Annotated in this window: 10 protein-coding genes and 1 tRNA gene; 8 read left to right on the plus strand and 3 right to left on the minus strand. The window is 50.4% G+C overall.

Going from position 1 to position 17,460, the window contains the following annotated elements:
- Positions 1-220: 220 nt before the first annotated feature.
- Positions 221-1,426, plus strand: a complete 1,206-nt coding sequence (locus tag DFER_RS27975; protein WP_015815033.1) for a sensor histidine kinase — start codon at positions 221-223, stop codon at positions 1,424-1,426.
- A 61-nt stretch (positions 1,427-1,487) separates the two neighbouring features.
- Here DFER_RS27975 and DFER_RS29420 read toward each other — a convergent pair whose 3' ends face one another.
- Positions 1,488-5,495: a GEVED domain-containing protein gene (locus DFER_RS29420; protein WP_050774738.1), complete on the minus strand. Its 4,008-nt coding sequence runs from the start codon at positions 5,493-5,495 to the stop codon at positions 1,488-1,490.
- A gap of 765 nt (positions 5,496-6,260) precedes the next feature.
- On the opposite strand from DFER_RS29420, the gene DFER_RS29425 reads away from it, so the two are divergent.
- On the plus strand, positions 6,261-7,703 hold the full coding sequence (locus DFER_RS29425) for a T9SS type A sorting domain-containing protein (RefSeq protein ID WP_050774739.1): 1,443 nt from the start codon (positions 6,261-6,263) through the stop codon (positions 7,701-7,703).
- Between the two features lie 298 nt (positions 7,704-8,001).
- On the opposite strand, the gene DFER_RS27990 is transcribed toward DFER_RS29425, so the two are convergent.
- Both DFER_RS27990 and DFER_RS27995 read right to left on the minus strand, forming a co-directional pair.
- A tRNA-Leu gene (locus DFER_RS27990) sits at positions 8,002-8,085 on the minus strand.
- Positions 8,086-8,200: 115 nt separating this feature from the next.
- Entirely contained in the window at positions 8,201-9,445 is a 1,245-nt protein-coding gene (locus DFER_RS27995; RefSeq protein ID WP_015815037.1) for an ABC transporter permease, read from the minus strand.
- 158 nt (positions 9,446-9,603) lie between these two features.
- On the opposite strand from DFER_RS27995, the gene DFER_RS28000 reads away from it, so the two are divergent.
- The 6 genes from DFER_RS28000 to DFER_RS28025 all read left to right on the plus strand — a co-directional run bounded on the left by DFER_RS28000 (position 9,604) and on the right by DFER_RS28025 (position 17,151).
- Positions 9,604-10,890 (plus strand): hypothetical protein, encoded by a 1,287-nt coding sequence (locus tag DFER_RS28000; RefSeq protein WP_015815038.1) that lies wholly within the window; start codon positions 9,604-9,606, stop codon positions 10,888-10,890.
- A gap of 186 nt (positions 10,891-11,076) precedes the next feature.
- Positions 11,077-12,321 (plus strand): efflux RND transporter periplasmic adaptor subunit, encoded by a 1,245-nt coding sequence (locus DFER_RS28005; protein ID WP_015815039.1) that lies wholly within the window; start codon positions 11,077-11,079, stop codon positions 12,319-12,321.
- Positions 12,318-13,766: a TolC family protein gene (locus DFER_RS28010; RefSeq protein ID WP_015815040.1), complete on the plus strand. Its 1,449-nt coding sequence runs from the start codon at positions 12,318-12,320 to the stop codon at positions 13,764-13,766. Before DFER_RS28005 ends, DFER_RS28010 begins: the two co-directional genes overlap by 4 nt.
- Before the next feature lie 138 nt (positions 13,767-13,904).
- Positions 13,905-14,567 (plus strand): ABC transporter ATP-binding protein, encoded by a 663-nt coding sequence (locus DFER_RS28015; protein ID WP_015815041.1) that lies wholly within the window; start codon positions 13,905-13,907, stop codon positions 14,565-14,567.
- A 141-nt stretch (positions 14,568-14,708) separates the two neighbouring features.
- The gene (locus DFER_RS28020; RefSeq protein WP_015815042.1) at positions 14,709-15,953 is read left to right on the plus strand and encodes an ABC transporter permease; all 1,245 of its coding nucleotides are present in this window, start codon (positions 14,709-14,711) and stop codon (positions 15,951-15,953) included.
- A 31-nt stretch (positions 15,954-15,984) separates the two neighbouring features.
- Positions 15,985-17,151 carry an ABC transporter permease gene (locus DFER_RS28025; protein ID WP_015815043.1) on the plus strand — a complete coding sequence of 389 codons (1,167 nt, stop codon included), beginning with the start codon at positions 15,985-15,987 and terminating at the stop codon, positions 17,149-17,151.
- The last annotated feature ends 309 nt before the right edge of the window (positions 17,152-17,460 follow it).

Raw genomic sequence — 17,460 nt, forward strand, 5'->3', positions numbered from 1 at the left:
TACGTTGCGATACAAAGCGGACACTTCTGGAAATTTACCGAAAGAAGCGGACAGACGTCGAACATTTGTGCGGTAAAAGGTGTGATTAGTCGAAAATTATTCTATCTTTATGGCTAGCCCATCTTTCCGACTATCATTCATAACAGCCTGGTCGCCTAATAGGGAAAAAACCTCCGGCAAACCGCTCCTGCCGGATGTAGGTAAATTTCTCTTGTGTGAAATGATCACTTTCAACGATTCTGGCGAAGCTTCCGCCGGACACCTCGTCGCTTTCTTGTCCGAAAGGCAACAGATATTACTAAGCAACTGGCGCATTGCCTGCAATGATGACCTTACCTTGAAAGGGTCCGCAACGCTTAGTTACAGGCACTTCATCAACAATATTCCGATCATGCTGGGTGTGCTGGCGCAGCGCCTACAGGGCGACCCGGACAATGCTGGTTTCGGTGCACTGGCCGCGGAACATGGCCTGCACCGCTGGCACCGTGGCTATTCGCTTGCAGGGCTTGTGGCCGAGATGCAGCATCTGGGCCGTTTGTTACTCGCCGAAGTGCGCGCATTCTGGCAATCATCTCCGGGTTCCGATGCCCATTTTATCGCATTCAGCTACGAACAATTGGCTGAATTTCGCAGCGATATCAACACAGGGAGCATTGCGAAATATGCTGATCTGCAACGACAAGCGGCCCTCAGTCGCATTGAGGCGCTGCAAAAAACACTAAATCAACTCAACGAAATAGGCAAGCAGCGGACGCATTTGCTGCGCGAGTCGTCGCACGATCTGCGGGGTAGTTTCAGTGCCTTGCAGGGCGCCGCGGCGTTGCTGGATATGATGGTGGATTCGGACGACGAACGCAAGCATATCCTCGAAATCCTCCGGCGGAACTTGTCGAACTGCCGGGTGCTGGTAACACAGCTGATGGACCTGGCCCGGTTGGAAGCAGGCCAGGAGGTGGTAGAAGTGAAGCAGGTGGATGCGGCCCAGGTGCTGACAGACCTGGTGGAAGCCTACCAGCCCATCGCAATGGAGCGCGGCCTGGCATTGAAAGCGGGCGGCCCTGCCAGCCTCAAAGTAGAATGCGACCCGATCCATTTCCGGCGGATCATCCAGAACCTGGTGCTCAATGCGCTGAAACACACCCCGTCAGGCTGGGTGTCCGTAACGTGGGCCGAAGCGAATGACGGCCAATGGATCGTGTGCGTGGAAGATACCGGCCCGGGACTTCCCACGGCCATGCAGGCATCGGCGCCGAGCCGGCAAGTTACCAGCCGAATGGGCGAAAACACGGCGTTTATGGAGAAAGGTGAGGGGATAGGGCTGTCGATCGTAAAAGGTTTATGCGAGCTGCTGGGCGCAAATCTTGAAATAGAAAGCAGGCGCGGGGAAGGGACGAGGTTTCAGATCACGCTTTCGACAGGGAGCTGAAACCTAAAAACCCAAGTAGGTTGTCAGGTGGTCACCTTGCAAAACATGCGCAGGCCGAGCATTACTGTTTCACTACTTTCCTGATTTCGGACGTACTTCCGTTTTCAAACTTCAGGATATTCAGACCGGGGGAAAGCTTATCTATCGTTATTACATTTAATCCGGGCTTTAATGACACCGTTTTTTGTGCGCGTAATCTTCCTGTCAAATCGTAAGTCGTCATTTTCCAGGAGGTTTTTTTGATTGAGTTGATATCAATATATACTTCACCTGAACTTGGGTTAGGATAAAAATTGCCGACTATGGGTTTGAGTGCGTTGTTTTCTATCGCGATAATTTTCGAATAGCTGTATCTGGTATCCAGATCCATCATTTTAAGGCGATAAAACACAGTTGCCTGAGGAGGATCCGAATCAAGGAAAGTATAACGACCAGATTCGCTGGCCACTTTCTTTCCAATGTTTTCAAATGATCTTGCATTCACGCTTCTTTCAATTTCAAAATGGCTGAAGTTAACTTCTGAACTCGTTTTCCAGATCAGCTCATTGTTGGTCTCTTGCGGTTTACCTGTGAACGTAACTAATGTGACCGGTAAAGACTGTTCGACCGACTTCGCCAAAAAGCCGCTGAAACCTGCTACCGGAAATGTTACTTCCCAAATCGAGTGCGTCGGATTCCAGATCAAGGTGTAATCCCCCGTGTTCCAGCTATGGTTATCCCCGGGAATGAATGAAGGTGGTCCCGCGTAGCCCAGTCCTGTCGGGCTGGTCCCGGCGAACTTAACGATTTGGAAATTGGCAATCCCTGAAACATCATCGGGCCCCGTTGGCAGAAAGCCCAGAGGTATAGTGCCGTTATAAGCGTCAAAATCGGCTTGCGTGAAATACAGGGTTACTATCCCGGTGGCCGTGTTCGGATTGGTGGCGGGCGTAATCTCATAATGACGGGGCACATACCTGAACGGTGGCGTTGTTTCCAGCCAGCTTTTGACGGTAACGTCGGTAAAACCCTCCCCAGGAACTACCTTGGCGAAATATTGGCAATCAATACTGACCAGGGGCGTCGTAGCTACATTCTGTGTGTGACTTGTTGCGGTCGCCGGGAGGGAAACCGGGCCATCACAGCCCGGAGCAACGATGTTTATATAATAGTCTTCCGTTTCTCCATACACATATTCACCGCATGCGGAAAGGGTTGGATCCGCTCCGCCGCTGACGATAATCACGCGCATACGTGTTTTGCCGGTCAGGGCATTTTCGGGAATTACCATAGAACCGGTAAGGTTGTAAGGTACACGCCAGTCAATAGGGCCCGAATTGTAAACATGTTCGCCAGGTGAGTCGAAACTTCCGTTATGGTTATAATCGATCCAGATGGACACGGTTGAGGCACGATAGCCATTGCAGTCAGAGATTTCGATAGCAATTGGAATATTTTCCTGTTTCACAAGGTCCGGAGCTTCCAGCATGGTATAATCTGAATACCTGCTCGCCAGCGAACCCGGCCCGCCGGTTTCTCCGCAGTTCGAGGAATTATCAAGCGCTCCGATCGTCACATTCACGATATCCTGATAGTCGGAAGAAGTTGCGCCGGAAACACAAGGACAATACAGGTACGCTGCGTCCACCTTAGCAGGAGTTGACGAAGTAGTTTCGTTACTATTCAGACAGGTAATTTCGCAGTAGAAACTATCCTCCGTCGTAATTGCAGTTGTATAGGTTTTGTCCGTGGCGCCCTCAATGGGGCCGGCATTGTTGTACCATTGATAAGTAATGCCAGGGGTATAAATAGCAGGGGTCAGGCTGAATGTAAAATTGACATCCGGGCAACTCGGGTTTTGAGTGGCGATGGTTTCAGTTTGTACCGGGCTCCCACTGCATGCAGGGATCGGCAGGAGATTTACAAAATAGTCTTCGGTTTCACCGCTCGCGTAAGTACCACAGGCAGCGCTCATAGGCAGCCCTCCCTGGGCCGCAGTAATTATTCTCATACGCGCTAGCCCGGGAAGTGCGTCGGCTGGGATTACGAATGAGCCTGATAAAGTGTAAGACTCCTGCCACGTATAACTATTCGAATTGAACACTCTTTCACCCGGAGCATCAAAGACGCCGTTATGGTTGAAGTCAATCCAGATCGAAGTAGAGGTCGATCCGAAGGCCCCGCACGCTGTGTTAGTTACAGAATAAGGAATAGGTACCGTTAAAGCCAAATCCGGCGGTGCAAGCAGCGTGGTATAATCGGAATATTTTTTTAAAACGGACCCCGGACCGCCGGTTTGGCCGCAACCGGAAGAATTGTTTAGAGTACCAACGGTAACATTGGACACACTTTCGCCAATGGATTCAGTCGAGGCCGAGGTACAAGCGCAGTACAGGTAGGGGGCATTTACAACTGCGGGAACGGATGCGGTTGTTTGCGCGCTATTGGGACATGTTACATCACAGTAGTAAGTATCCGCTTTTGTAATTGACGCAGTGTAAGTCTCATTTGTTGCGCCGATAATCGGACCGTCGCTGTTATACCATTGATATGTGTTTCCGGTAGTGGTAATCGAAGGAGTTAAAGAAAAAGTAAAACTTACATCCGGGCAAACCTCGTTTTGAGTGGCTACTGTGGTCGCTTGAATCGGGCTGCCGCTACAAACGGGAGGCGAAAGAATATTCACGAGGTAGTCTTCCGTTTCGCCTTCTTCATATTCCCCACATGCCGAAATCATTTCTTCCTGCCCGTATCTTGTAATGACCCTCATCCGGGTGATCCCGGTTAACGATGTCGACGGAATCTTGAAGGAACCGTTGAGAACATGACTTCCAAAGCGGGAGCCCGTAGATTGATATACGCGTTCTTCCGGATACTCAAATATACCGTTTTTGTTATAGTCGATCCAGGCAGAAGTTTGAGTATAGTAATCACTGCTTATATCAACGGAAAAAGGAATGGTGGCAAGCTGGTTAAAGTCCGGTGCGGCCACCAGCGTGGTGAAATCGGAATAGCTGCCCAATATGGACCCCGGCCCTCCTGTTTCATCAAAATCGGTTGAATGGTTCAGAGATCCTGCTGTTACATTGAGAATTTCCATTCCCGTGTTGTCAATGGCAGCGGAGAGGCAATAGCATTCGGTATAAGTTTTCAAACTGATTGAGACGGGTGTAGACTGGCCTGTTTGTCCTGTTTGATTACAGGTTACCTGGCAGTAGAAATTATCCGCCTGGGTAATTGTCGCCGTGTAAGTCCTGCCGGTTGCGCCAGTAATCGGACCGGCATTATTGTACCATTGATAGCTTATTCCGATTTCATCAATATCGAGCAATGACCTGGACGAAAGCGAGAAGTCAATCACTGAATTAAGGCATACTGTTGTTTGTGCGGTTGTTGTGTTGCCCAGCTCGGGTACGCCCGTACACAGCAAGGGTTCCACTATATTAATCGTATAATCTTCCGTTTCACTCCCCTGATAATCATCGCAGGGGATTATATCCGCGTTTTTTGAAGTTATTATTCTCATGCGGGTTAATCCCAACAACGCGGTTTCCGGAATTTTGAGTGAATCGGAGATGGTGAAATGAGACGCGAAAAGGCGGCCTGATTGAAAAACGCGTTCATCAGCCTCTTCAAAACTGCCATTGTGGTTCAAATCGATCCAGATGGTCACATAAGAAGATCCGTAAGAGGGCCCGCAAAGCGCGATGTCCACAGAAAACGGGATATTGTTTAATTGAGGAAGCGATATCGGTGTGAGGTCAGTGTAGTTGGAATACCTGCCAGGTATGGAGCCGGTACCTGCCGTTTGGTTGCAGCCGGAGGAATTATTCAGTGCGCCGATTGTGACATTGACGATGTCTTGGTTCGAGTCGGATGTTGAAGCGGAAGCGCAGTAATTTTGCGCATAAATTCTGCCGCTGGCCGTAAAAATCAAAAAAAGGTATAGCGCCAACCGCCTGAACATCCCTGAAGAGTGAGAAAACGGCCCGCCGGCAGATTTATGTTGGCCTGCGCTGCCTTTCGGAACCGCTATTGGTTTGAAGGCGCGGCAGGGTGAAATAATGGATGTTTTTTTACCTATTTCCATTGTATTGTGAAGAGTTTAGGTTAAAAACTGCGGTAGGGGGCTTGCATCCGGAATCCCGGTTCCGGTTTCGCCACGCGAATGCAGTGCGAAACATGGAACAGAGACGAACAACGTTGAGTAATTTCCTTCGTAAAAGGTGATAATAGATGCAAAAATAGCCGACATAACTGCCGGTAACAATAGCAAATTCTTGCTACGCTGGGTGGCGTACTAATCCCTGAACTGACCGTTCACGCACAAGGATTTGTGAGGTAGCAGAAATGCAACATCCTGGTTGCGTCATCAATGGCGCAACCGGTTTTCATCCTGGTTAAAACAAAAAGAGCATCGAAAAACTGCCCTGCCAAAGCAGCTAGGTCGATATTGATCCGCTTAAATAGTCAGATGCACCGGCTGTTCAAAAACTGCCATATGTATCTGCCAATCGATGCTGGTGAGCACTCGCTTCATTCCCCTTCAGCCCAAAATGCAACGCCCCCCAAAAGAGGGATACCATGGCAACTGCAAATTGACTCACTTTGCGATACTATGGAAAAGATTTTACAAACTATTTCGATCGATGGCGTGAGTCGAAACTTATACTTCCGCAATAGTATTGCTCTTCGCTTGGACCATGCGGTTTTATGGACGATCTCTGCCACGAATATGACCGGTCGAATAATGCACATGTATACCCGGCGACCGGATACCATTCCCTACTCTTATTCTATCACTAGGTCCGAAGACGAAATTTATCCTGTTTGACGGCTACATACCTATTTGAAAATGAAAAAACTATTTCCGTTCGTCGCGTTCCTTTTTCTGTGTCGCACTGGTTGGTCACAGTGTCCGGCTTCTGCATCCACCAGAATCGATTTCAATACACAGGCTTCAATTGCCGAGTTCAAAGCAAATTATCCGAATTGCACCGCGATACCAGGTCTTGTCAATATAGAGGGTGCTGATATTACAGATCTGTCCGACCTGTCCCAAATCACGAGCATGGGAAGAGAGTTGATCATCGTAGGCACGAGTATTGCGAACCTGAACGGCCTTAACAATTTGACCAATGTAACAAACGGGCTGCAGATAGTAGCGAATGCATCCCTCACTTCACTGACAGGGATTGGGAATATCAACGAGCTTTGGCTCAGATTGGATGGTAACGACGCGCTGACCAGTCTTGCAGGGATGGAAGATTTCACCACAATCCACACACTGACGATAGATGCTAATTCCCTCACCAGCCTGAGCGGACTCAATAACCTGACTACCGTCACCAATGTATTCCAAATATCGAACGGGACGCCCATTACTAACCTGACAGGACTGGAAAGTCTTACCCGCGCAAACAAGATAAGCTTTCAAAACCTGACTTCGCTGTCGGATGTAAGCGCACTCGGCAATTTAATTGTCGTGGATGATTGGCTCCAGATTGTGAATTGCCCGATGCTATCCAACTTGAACGGTTTGTCGAAGTTAGAGCAGATCGGAGATCTAATTCTATTCGGGAATTCGTCCCTGGTTTCTCTGGCAGGCCTTTCGAACCTGCGAGAAATAACCAATTCATTAACTATTCATACTAACGTTCAACTGAGTGAATGTGCAATAAGTGCTGTCTGTGATTATATAAGCGTGCCCGATGCGTCGGCAAACATTACCGGTAATTCGGGTACTTGCGCCGATGAAGATGCCGTGCTCGCAGCCTGTGCTGCATTGCCTGTTACATTGATCAGTTTCAACGCTGCCGAGGAAGCCGGACAGGCACATCTTGCCTGGGAGACAGCGGAGGAAATCAACAGCAGGAGTTTTGATATTGAGAAGAGCCCGGACGCCAAAAATTGGCATACTATCGGGTCCGTTTTAGCGATGGGAAATAGCCAACAGCTTAACAAATATTCTTTTACAGATCAATACCCCTTTCCCTCTATCAATTATTACAGGTTGCGGTCGGAGGATCTGGATGGATCTTATAGTATTAGCAAGATTGTTTCCGTGGTCATGTCGGGTGAAAATCAGCCTGTGACATACCCTATGCCGGCTGTAAACGGTGTCTGGATAAAGGGGGTAGCAAATAGCAGCGCAGAACTACTCAATGTGCATGGAAATGTAATCAAGACCTGGACCATAACTAATGAAAAAAACTATCTTGAAATGGGATCACTGTCACCTGGGCTATATTTGATACGGCTCAGCGGTCAGACGACGCTGCGGATAGTCAAGAAGTGAGAATTTTGACCCGGAGACCAATCAGGTTGTTTCCTGTGCAGTGAATCCAGTAGCTTTGGAATAATTCGAAAGTGCGGACGAATTGACAGAGGCTATCGAGATGATGTTGGCGAATGTAAGAAAATTACCCTTTTAGAAGCCTCGGAAATCGACAAGGAAATTGTTTAGAAAGGGGAGGCCCCTCAGTGCGTGGGCCCTAGCTTTCCGGACTCGTCCAACAAATTCTTGTTTAGCCATCCTTTGGTCAAACCCTTAAAAACTAAACCCCTGAAAATCATATGATTTCAGGGGTTTTCCGTACCCAGAGCCGGAGTCGAACCGGCACGAGTGTTACCTCATTGGTGTTTGAGACCAACGCGTCTACCGATTCCGCCATCTGGGCATTGATCTTCTGGGTTGGGAGTGCAAAAGTAGACAGAAAAAGAGATTAAGCAAGCCCTGAATGCAAATTTTCAGAAGTTTTTTGATGAAATAATCAATGCCTCCGTCTAACCTGCTTATTCATAGCGCAATGCTTCAATGGGGTCGAGGCGGGATGCTTTGATCGCCGGGTAAATGCCCGACAGCACGCCTACCATCACGCAGATGGCAATGCCGATGGCCATCCACAGCCACGGCACCACAAATGTGCTGGTGTCGCTGATCACGCCCGTGATCGCGTTCCCTACAATGATGCCCAGGATGAGGCCCCCAATGCCGCCAAGGATGCAAACCACGATCGCCTCGATCAGGAATTGCATGCGGATTACGCGCGGCGTGGCACCCAGCGATTTGCGGATGCCGATTTCACGTGTCCGTTCGGTAACCGAAACCAGCATGATATTCATTAATGCAATGGAAGCGCCCAGCAGTGTGACGGTGCCGATCACGAAGCCCCCGATGCGCAGGTAGCCGCTGATGCTCTCAAAATCCTTTACCATAGCATCGGCACGGTCGATCGCGAACGAGTCTTCTTTGCCGAGCTCGTCGTTGCGGATGCGGCGCATGATGCCGCGTGCTTCTTCGACGATCAGGTCGCCGTTCGCGGCATTCGGCGCCGAAGCGGTGATGTTGTAGCTGAGCGCGCGGTTGGCGGCAAGGCCGCGGCCGTTGTCCAGCGGAATAAGTATGAGCCGGTCGGAATCGTTGTTGCCGCCGAGCGACCCCTTTTTTTGCAGCACGCCCACCACCTTGTACCGGCTGCCCATGAAGGTGATCTCCTTGTTGATCGGATCGTCGCGTTCAAAAAGTTTTCGCGCAATTTCCTGACCGAGTACTGCAACATTCAGGGATTTTTCGAGGTCATTCTTGTCGAGGTTCCGGCCCAGGTCGATTTTGTAGCCGTTAATGCCCAGGTACTGATCGTCCGAGCCGACTACGCTGCTGTTCGGGTTGGTTTTGTTGCTGCGGTAGTTGACCTGCACCGCGCCCGCAATGTTGGCCGACAGCGATGCCGTGGCGTCGTACGAAGCCTTGAACTTCTCGGCGAAGGTTTTGGCCTGGCGGTAGGTGACGGGCGGATATTGTTTGCTGCGGCGGCCTCCGCTGCGGAACTCATCATCGTCGCGGTTGCGGACGGTGAATGTGTTGGCGCCGAGATCGGCAAAGCTGTTGTTGACCGAGCCTTGTATGCCGTCGATGGCCGTGAGAATGCCCACGAGGGAAGTGATACCGATTGCGATGATCATGGCCGTGAGCACGGTCCGCAGCAGGTTACTCTGGATTGAACGCAGGCCTTCTTCGATATTTTCGCGTATAATCATGGCATTGACGGTTGGCGCACCAGAAACAGGGTTTGGTCGTTAGTAAGGAAGTCGGAACAGACTTTGAGCGTCGGAAACCGGTACGAGATTTGTGGTAAATTTCGGAACGTCACGGTTTCTTTACTATATTTAATGTTTACCTGAATGTAAAACTGCGCATGAAACTCCAAAGAATCAAACCAGTGATACGCCTGTATATCCCGCTCGTCATTTTTTTGATCGGCTCGCTGAATGCGATGGCAAACCGCCTGCTGATCCCGATGGACGCGTCGCAGAAAAACCATTTGAAGGCTTACGGCATATCTTTCTGGATACTGAAAAATTATGAAATGGAAATGGACTGGCTCCTCAACTATCGGGGCGGCAGTTTTATGGTCGCTTATAACCAGCAGTTTGCATCGGAAATGACCGTACGTGGCGTAAGTTACGAAGTGATTTCGGACGCCGCCGCGGGACAGATATTGAACCAGATCGCCGCGCCCGATGTGAATATGGACGCCGTGAAACTGCAAAAGGCACCCCGCATTGCGGTGTATTCTCCCAAATCCAAACTTCCCTGGGACGATGCCGTGACCCTGGTGCTTACCTATGCCGAAATTCCCTACGATGTGGTGTACGACGATGAGGTGCTGAACAACAAACTACCCGAATACGACTGGCTGCACCTGCATCACGAGGACTTTACCGGCCAGTTCGGCAAATTCTTCCAATACAAGGATTACCCCTGGTACCGAGAGCAGAAAAAGGAAGCGGAAGAAACCGCCAACAAATACCAGTTCAATACCGTGCCGCAAATGAAGCTGGCTGTTGCCAAACGAATTGCCGGGTTTGTGACGGGCGGCGGTTATATGTTCGCGATGTGTAACGCTACGGATACTTTCGACATCGCGCTTGCGGCGGATGGCGTCGACATTGTGGATGCCATGTACGACGGTACCCCGGCTGACCCGGCCGCGAATGCAAAGCTGAACTACGACAATTCCTTCGCATTCCGCGATTTCAAGACGATTCCCTATCAATACGAGATAGAATTTTCGGATATCGACAACCAGCCCGAAGAGCGCGGCATGATCGAGTCTAACGATTTCTTCTCCCTTTTCCAGTTTTCGGCGAAATGGGACCCCGTGCCGAGCATGCTGACGCAAAACCACCAAACAATCATTAAAGGCTTTCTCGGACAAACTACCGCATTTAAAAACAAGCTGATCAAACCGGAAGTGATCATCCTTGCCGAAAACAAAAATGCCAACGAAGCACGCTACATTCATAGCACACATGGGAAAGGCTTCTTTACATTCTACGGCGGTCATGACCCCGAGGATTACCAGCACCGCGTGGGCGAGGAGCCGACCGACCTGAACCTCCATCCCAACTCCGCAGGCTACCGTTTGATCCTGAATAACATCCTCTTTCCCGCGGCGAAAAAGAAAAAACTTAAAACCTGACGGAAAGTTAACACTGGAAGAAAACCGTTTGAAATCACACGAACCGTGCGCTATCGCACGGTTTTTTGTTTTTATTAATGGGTTTAAGTGATTGATTTATAGTGTATTAAATATTGGCACGGATTTCGGATAAATGAAGGCGTATTAGCCATGAATTTTTACTGAAAACCTCCAATTGAAATCCACATGGATCGGGAAATTGCTCCGGAATATGTCCAACAAACGAGGAACCGCCGATGGCTCGCTGTCGCGGCGGTGGTGCTGGGGCTAGCTGCCCTGTTTTATTTTTTCAAAAAGTCACTTTCCAGCACGCTCGAAAGTTCACGTGTAAGAACCGGGACGGTCGAGACCGGCGATGTCGAGAACACGCTGACGGCCTCGGGAGAGATCATTCCGGCTTACGAGCAGATCTTCGCCAGCCCGATCCGCGCGAGCATCAAACGCATTTTGCTTACGCCCGGCACACGGGTGCAGCCCGGACAGGCGATTGTGGAGCTGGACAAGTCGTTGACAGAAATCGAGTTTGGCCGCTATGAGGACCAGCTCGAACTGAAAAAGAACGGCGTTGACCAGCTGCGTATGAAGCTGAATAAGGATTTGTACGATGCCGAGATTAATGACAGGATCAAGTCTTTGAATATCAATAAACTGAAAGCGGATTTTGAGGATGCCAAACGGTTGCAGAAAGTCGGTGGCGGCACCGTTGAGGACATTACGCGGGCGGAGAATGCACTGAAAATCGCGGAACTGGAAAAGAAACAGCTGGAAAACGACTTGAAATACAACCGGGAGTCGATGGGTGCCAGCCTGCGCGAAACGGAACTCGGCGTGCAGATCGAGGGCAAAAACTTGCAGGAATTGCAGCATAAGCTCAAAATGGCGGACATCATCGCCGATCGCCCGGGCGTGCTGACGTGGGTGAACGAAAACATCGGATCATCGGTGAACGAGGGTGAAATGCTTGCCAAAGTGGCGGATCTGGGGAGTTTCCGGGTGGAAGGCAGTTGTTCGGATGTGTATGCGGACCAGGTGAAGGCTGGCCTCGGCGCGATCATCCGGATCAACGAATCGCATTTGCGCGGCACGATTACGCAGGTGAAACCGGCTGTGAAAGACGGCGTAATCGGGTTCACGATCCAGCTCGATAATGCACGCAACGAATCGCTGAGGCCCAATATGAAGGTGGAAGTGTATGTAATAACCACCAAAAGTGCCCGGACCCTGCGCGTGGCCAATGGCCCGACGTTTACCGGCAAGCGGAAACAGTACGTGTACGTCGTTGAAAAAGGCATGGCGCGCCGCCGCGAAATCGAAACGGGCCTTTCCAATTTTGATTATGTAGAGATCAAAAGCGGCTTGAAACCGGGCGAGAAGGTCATTTTGACCAATATGAATGAGTACGAACACCTCGAAGAGCTGACCATTCAATGACTATGAGAAAGCTTTTTATCTGGATTTTGGTGATATGGTCGGGGGCCGTTTTGGCCCAAACCCGCAAACTGACGCTCGAAGAAGTGGTGCAGCAGGCCCGGGAGCAGTCCATCGCCTCCAAGCAGGCTGTTACGCAAAAAAAGACCAACTACTGGCAGTACCGCTCGTTTCTGGCCGATTACAAACCGCAACTGAGCCTGCTCGGGACGGTTCCCGGCTTTACGCGGTCCTACATCGAAGTGGTGCAGCCGGATGGTACCGTTTCGTTCCAGCCGGTGTCGAATAACAATTCGATGCTCAACCTTTCGCTCAGTCAGAGCATTGCCATGACGGGCGGCACGGTGTACGTACAGCAGCAAATGCAGCGTTTTGACGATTTTCAGCGGGATGTGACGCGCTATAACGGCATTCCGTTTGAAATAGGCATCCAGCAGCCGCTGTTCCGGTTTAACCCCCTCAAATGGGACCGGAAAATCCAGCCATTGAAATACCAGGAAGGCAACCAGCAGTATATTCAGGCGCTGGAACAGGTGGCGCTCGATGCGACAGGCTTCTATTTCGAATTGCTGGTGGCGCAGGTGAATTTGCAGATCGCCGAAAAGAACCGCAGCAACAATGATACCCTGTTCAAAATCGCACGACATAAGCTGGAATTGGGCAAGATTTCTCAAAACGACCTTTTGCAGCTGCAAATGGGGCTTCTGACTGCGCAAAAGGATTTGGCATCGGCCCAGCAAAGTGCGGCGGTAGCTTCGTTGAAGCTGAAAATGTACATGGGCTCGCGCGATGAGCGGGCGCTGGAACTGGGCATTCCTTCCGAAGCCGGCGAGTTTGCCATTGATCCGCAAATGGCCCTCGACGAGGCGTTTGCGAACCGGTCGGCGTCGGTGGCGTTCCGCAGGCGGCTGCTCGAAGCGGAGCGCGATGTGCAGCTGGCGCGTAAGGACAATGGCCTGAATGCCACCCTGAATGCGACATTCGGCCTTTCCAACCAGGGTAACCTCCCGCGCGACGTGTACAGAAGCCCGCAGGACCGCGAGTTTGTGGAGCTGCAATTGACATTACCGATCCTGACCTGGGGCCGCAATAAGGCAAGAACCGAGGTGGCGCGCGCCGCTCAGGAATTTGCACAGCAGTCGGTGGAGCAGGATAAGCTTACTTTTGAACAGGAAATTTTCACCCAGGTAACCCTTTTACAGATGTTGCAAAAGCAAGTCAAACTTACGGAAGTGGCAGACGGCATCGCCGCCGACCGTTACCAGATCGCCAAGGAACGCTTCATCCTCAGCGACCTGAGCGTGACGGACCTCGGCATCGCCACCCAGGAAAAGGACATCGCCCGCCGCGACTACATCCTCGCGCTCCGCGACTATTGGCAGGCGTATTACAGTCTAAGGCTGCTAACGCTTTACGACTTCCAACAAGGTTTAAAAATAAGTTACTAACGCAATCATTCCCGGTCCACAGCAACTCATTCCCCGTTCCACGGCGGATCATTGCCCGTTCCACGGCGCCTCATTCCCCGTTCCACGGCGGCTCATTCGCTCATTCACTCATTCAATCATTCACTCATTTCTTCTGCCATGATCAAATTACAAAACGTAGAAAAAGTTTACCGCACGAGCTCTATCGAGACGCTCGCTTTGAACAATATCAACCTGGATGTTAAAAAAGGCGAATTCGTTTCGATCATGGGGCCGTCGGGTTGTGGGAAGAGCACATTGCTCAACATCATCGGGTTGCTGGACGCGCCATCGAAGGGCCAGATCGAGATCGACGGCACGCCGGTGGAGCGCTACACCGACAAACACCTGGCCGAATTGCGCAACCGGAAGCTGGGTTTTATTTTTCAGAGTTTTCACCTGATCAATGATCTATCAGTGGTAGATAACGTCGAAATTCCGCTGCTTTACAGGAATACATCCGCGAAGCAGCGCCGAGAGCTCGCTCGGAATGCGCTGGAAAAAGTCGGATTGAGCAATCGCATGAAGCATTTTCCCAAGCAGCTTTCGGGCGGACAGAAACAGCGCGTAGCCATTGCCCGGGCAATCGTCGGCAATCCCGAAATCATCCTCGCCGACGAGCCTACCGGCAACCTCGACAGCGCCATGGGCAACGAGATCCTCGGCATTCTGCAAAAGCTGAATAGCGACGGCGCGACGATCGTAATGGTAACCCACGACGAAGCCATGGCCAAAAAAACCGACCGGCTCATCAGGCTGTTCGACGGAACGCAGGTTAGTTAATGGGTGGATGAGTTAATGAGTGAATGAGTGAATGTTTTCAAGTATTGCAACTCCATTCGCTCATTCAAAATTCAGTCATTGACTCATTCACACATTCCCCGTCCCACGGCGGCTCATTCACACATTCAAAATTCATTACCCATGCTAACCAACTATATCAAAATCGCCTGGAAAGTGCTGTTGCGGCATCCTTTCTATACGTTCATTACGCTGTTCGGGATTACGCTTACCCTTACGGTGCTGATGGTGGTGACTTCGTTCCTCGATCACCTTTTTGGGGCGCATTACCCGGAAAACAAGCGCTCGCGGTCGCTTTACATTGCGTCCATTATCCAAACTGATTCAGCCAATACCACGATGTCGTCGGGACCGGCTTCGTTCGATTTCCTGACGAAGTATGCGAAGTCGCTTAAATCCGCGGAGCGCGTGGCGATTATGAGCAATTTCAGCTTTTCTAATGCCTATGTGAATGGAAAGCGGATCAAATTGAATACCAAATATACGGATGTCGATTTCTGGTCGGTCACCGACTTCGAGTTTCTCGAAGGCAAGCCCTATGATGAAACGAATGTCCGCAATGCCGACCATGTGGCGGTCATCACGGATGCGCTGCGCGACCAGTACTTCGGCAGTGACGCGGCTACGACGGTAGGGAGGTCGATCGACATTGAAAACATCCGTTACAGGGTGATCGGAGTAGTGAAAGGTAGCCCGCCGACGCGGATTTACACCTATTCGGATGTATACTTTCCTTACACCTCACCAAAAAGCAATTATGAAAACAAGGGAATGCGCGGTCGGTTCGCAGCCATTGTGCTGGCGGAAAAAGCCTCGGACCGGGAGGCTGTGCAGGCAGAATTTGATCAGTACGTCGCCCGAATTCCCAAAGCCGAATATTCGGAAAACAACCGGTTCAATGTGCTGGTGGTAAAGGCAGACACTTATTTCGACCATTTCCTGAACATGTTCGTCAGAAGTGACAAAGACCGCGTGATGGTGTACACAATCGTGGGCCTGGTGCTCCTCATGATCATGGGGCTGCCCGCTGTAAACCTGGTGAATGTAAACGTGAGCCGCATTCTCGAACGAGCTTCGGAGATTGGTGTGAGAAAGGCATTCGGAGCGCCTTCGAAAGCGCTTTTATGGCAGTTTATCATAGAAAACGTATTCATTACATTTATCGGCGGCGCATTTGCATTGCTGCTGACGTGGGTTGTTATCCACTTCATCAATTCCAGCGGCTGGATCGCCTACGCCGATCTGACAATCAACCTGCCTGTGTTTGCCATCAGTCTGCTCTTGTGCCTTGTTTTTGGCTTGCTCTCGGGCGTCCTGCCGGCATTCAGAATGTCGCGGTTGAAGATCGCCGAAGCGCTGAAAGCGTGATGCCATTCTCTCATTTTAACTTCGAATAGCCATGCTACGACACCTTTTTAAACTAATATGGAATAAGAAAGCCTCGCATTCACTTCTGATCATCGAGGTGTGGGCCGCCTTTATGGTATTGTTCGGCGTACTCACGCTCATTGTCTATAACCTGCGCAACTACCTGCAACCTATCGGTTTTCAGTATGAACAGGTATGGAACCTGGAAGTGTCCAGCAACCAGGACACAACTGCACTGGCTGAAAAACTCCAACGCACCATGCAGCGCGTGCGCTCTTATCCGGAAGCTATTTACGCGAGCAGGATGAGCAGTAACACACCCTTTTCGGCCAACCAGATTGGCAACTCAGTCACTTACAACAAAGTTGATGTAGGAGGTGATTTTTACTATACCGACGGCGAGCTGGCGAAAGTACTCGACTTGCCACTGAAAAAAGGGCGCTGGTATAACGACGCTGACTTGGCTGGGAAGTTCGTTCCGCTCGTAATCAACCAGCAAATGGAGGAAAAGCTGTTTCAAAATGAGTCGGGACTAAACAAAATTGTGAAGCTCGATGACAAGACTTCCGGCAAAATTGTCGGCATAGTAGACAAATTCAAAGCCAAGGGTGTGTACATGTCCGACAACCCGGGATTATTCTACATGCTCCGCCCGGACGACCGCTTCAATTCCAACATCCTCATCAAAACCCGGCCCGGTACGGACGCCAACTTCGAAGCGCGGCTCGTGAAAGACATCGCGATGATGCTGCCCGGCTGGGGTGTTGAAGTGGGGTATCTCAAAGATTCTCGCAAAAACCGGGAAAACCTGACCCTCGTTCCGGTGTTGATATTCTTGATTATCAGTGGATTTTTGTTGACAAATGTGGCGCTAGGCCTTTTTGGTGTGCTCAATCTGAATATCGCCAAGCGGAAAGGCGAGATCGGTTTGCGGAGGGCGATGGGAGCGACGGAAGCGCGGGTTACCGGGCAATTCCTCGGCGAAATATGGGTGCTGGCCACCTTCAGCCTCGTGATCGGCCTTATTTTTGCCGTCCAATTCCCGCTCATGAACGTCTTTGACCTCGATAAGGAAACCTACTTCATTGCGATCGTGGCCGCTGTTGCCGTTATTTACATGATCGTAACCCTATGCGCATGGTTCCCAAGCAGGCAAGCCGCCACGATCCACCCGGCGGTGGCGCTGCATGAAGAATGAGCCGCCGTGGAACGGGGAATGAGTGAATGAGTGAATGAGTGAATTTTGAATGATTGAATGACTGAATGATTGAATGACTGAATAATTTCGTCAGCGGGTCAGAAATGGTCATGAAATCGTCAGGAACCTGGTTTTATTTACTCAGTCATTCCCTGTTCCACGGCGGCTCATTCAAAATTCACTGATTTTCCGTTCGACGGAGGCACATTCACTCATTCTCCGTTCCACGACGGCACATTCACTCATTCACTCATTCACTCATTCAAAATTCAATCATCCGATCATTCAATCATTCAATCATTCAATTTT

Source organism: Dyadobacter fermentans DSM 18053 (assembly GCF_000023125.1).
Classification (GTDB): Bacteria; Bacteroidota; Bacteroidia; order Cytophagales; family Spirosomataceae; genus Dyadobacter; species Dyadobacter fermentans.

Coding starts and splice junctions, on each gene's coding strand:
- DFER_RS27975 (WP_015815033.1), top strand. CDS start 221: ATGATCACTTTCAACGATTCTGGCGAAGCTTCCGCCGGACACCTCGTC.
- DFER_RS29420 (WP_050774738.1), bottom strand. CDS start 5,495: ATGGAAATAGGTAAAAAAACATCCATTATTTCACCCTGCCGCGCCTTC.
- DFER_RS29425 (WP_050774739.1), top strand. CDS start 6,261: ATGAAAAAACTATTTCCGTTCGTCGCGTTCCTTTTTCTGTGTCGCACT.
- DFER_RS27995 (WP_015815037.1), bottom strand. CDS start 9,445: ATGATTATACGCGAAAATATCGAAGAAGGCCTGCGTTCAATCCAGAGT.
- DFER_RS28000 (WP_015815038.1), top strand. CDS start 9,604: ATGAAACTCCAAAGAATCAAACCAGTGATACGCCTGTATATCCCGCTC.
- DFER_RS28005 (WP_015815039.1), top strand. CDS start 11,077: ATGGATCGGGAAATTGCTCCGGAATATGTCCAACAAACGAGGAACCGC.
- DFER_RS28010 (WP_015815040.1), top strand. CDS start 12,318: ATGACTATGAGAAAGCTTTTTATCTGGATTTTGGTGATATGGTCGGGG.
- DFER_RS28015 (WP_015815041.1), top strand. CDS start 13,905: ATGATCAAATTACAAAACGTAGAAAAAGTTTACCGCACGAGCTCTATC.
- DFER_RS28020 (WP_015815042.1), top strand. CDS start 14,709: ATGCTAACCAACTATATCAAAATCGCCTGGAAAGTGCTGTTGCGGCAT.
- DFER_RS28025 (WP_015815043.1), top strand. CDS start 15,985: ATGCTACGACACCTTTTTAAACTAATATGGAATAAGAAAGCCTCGCAT.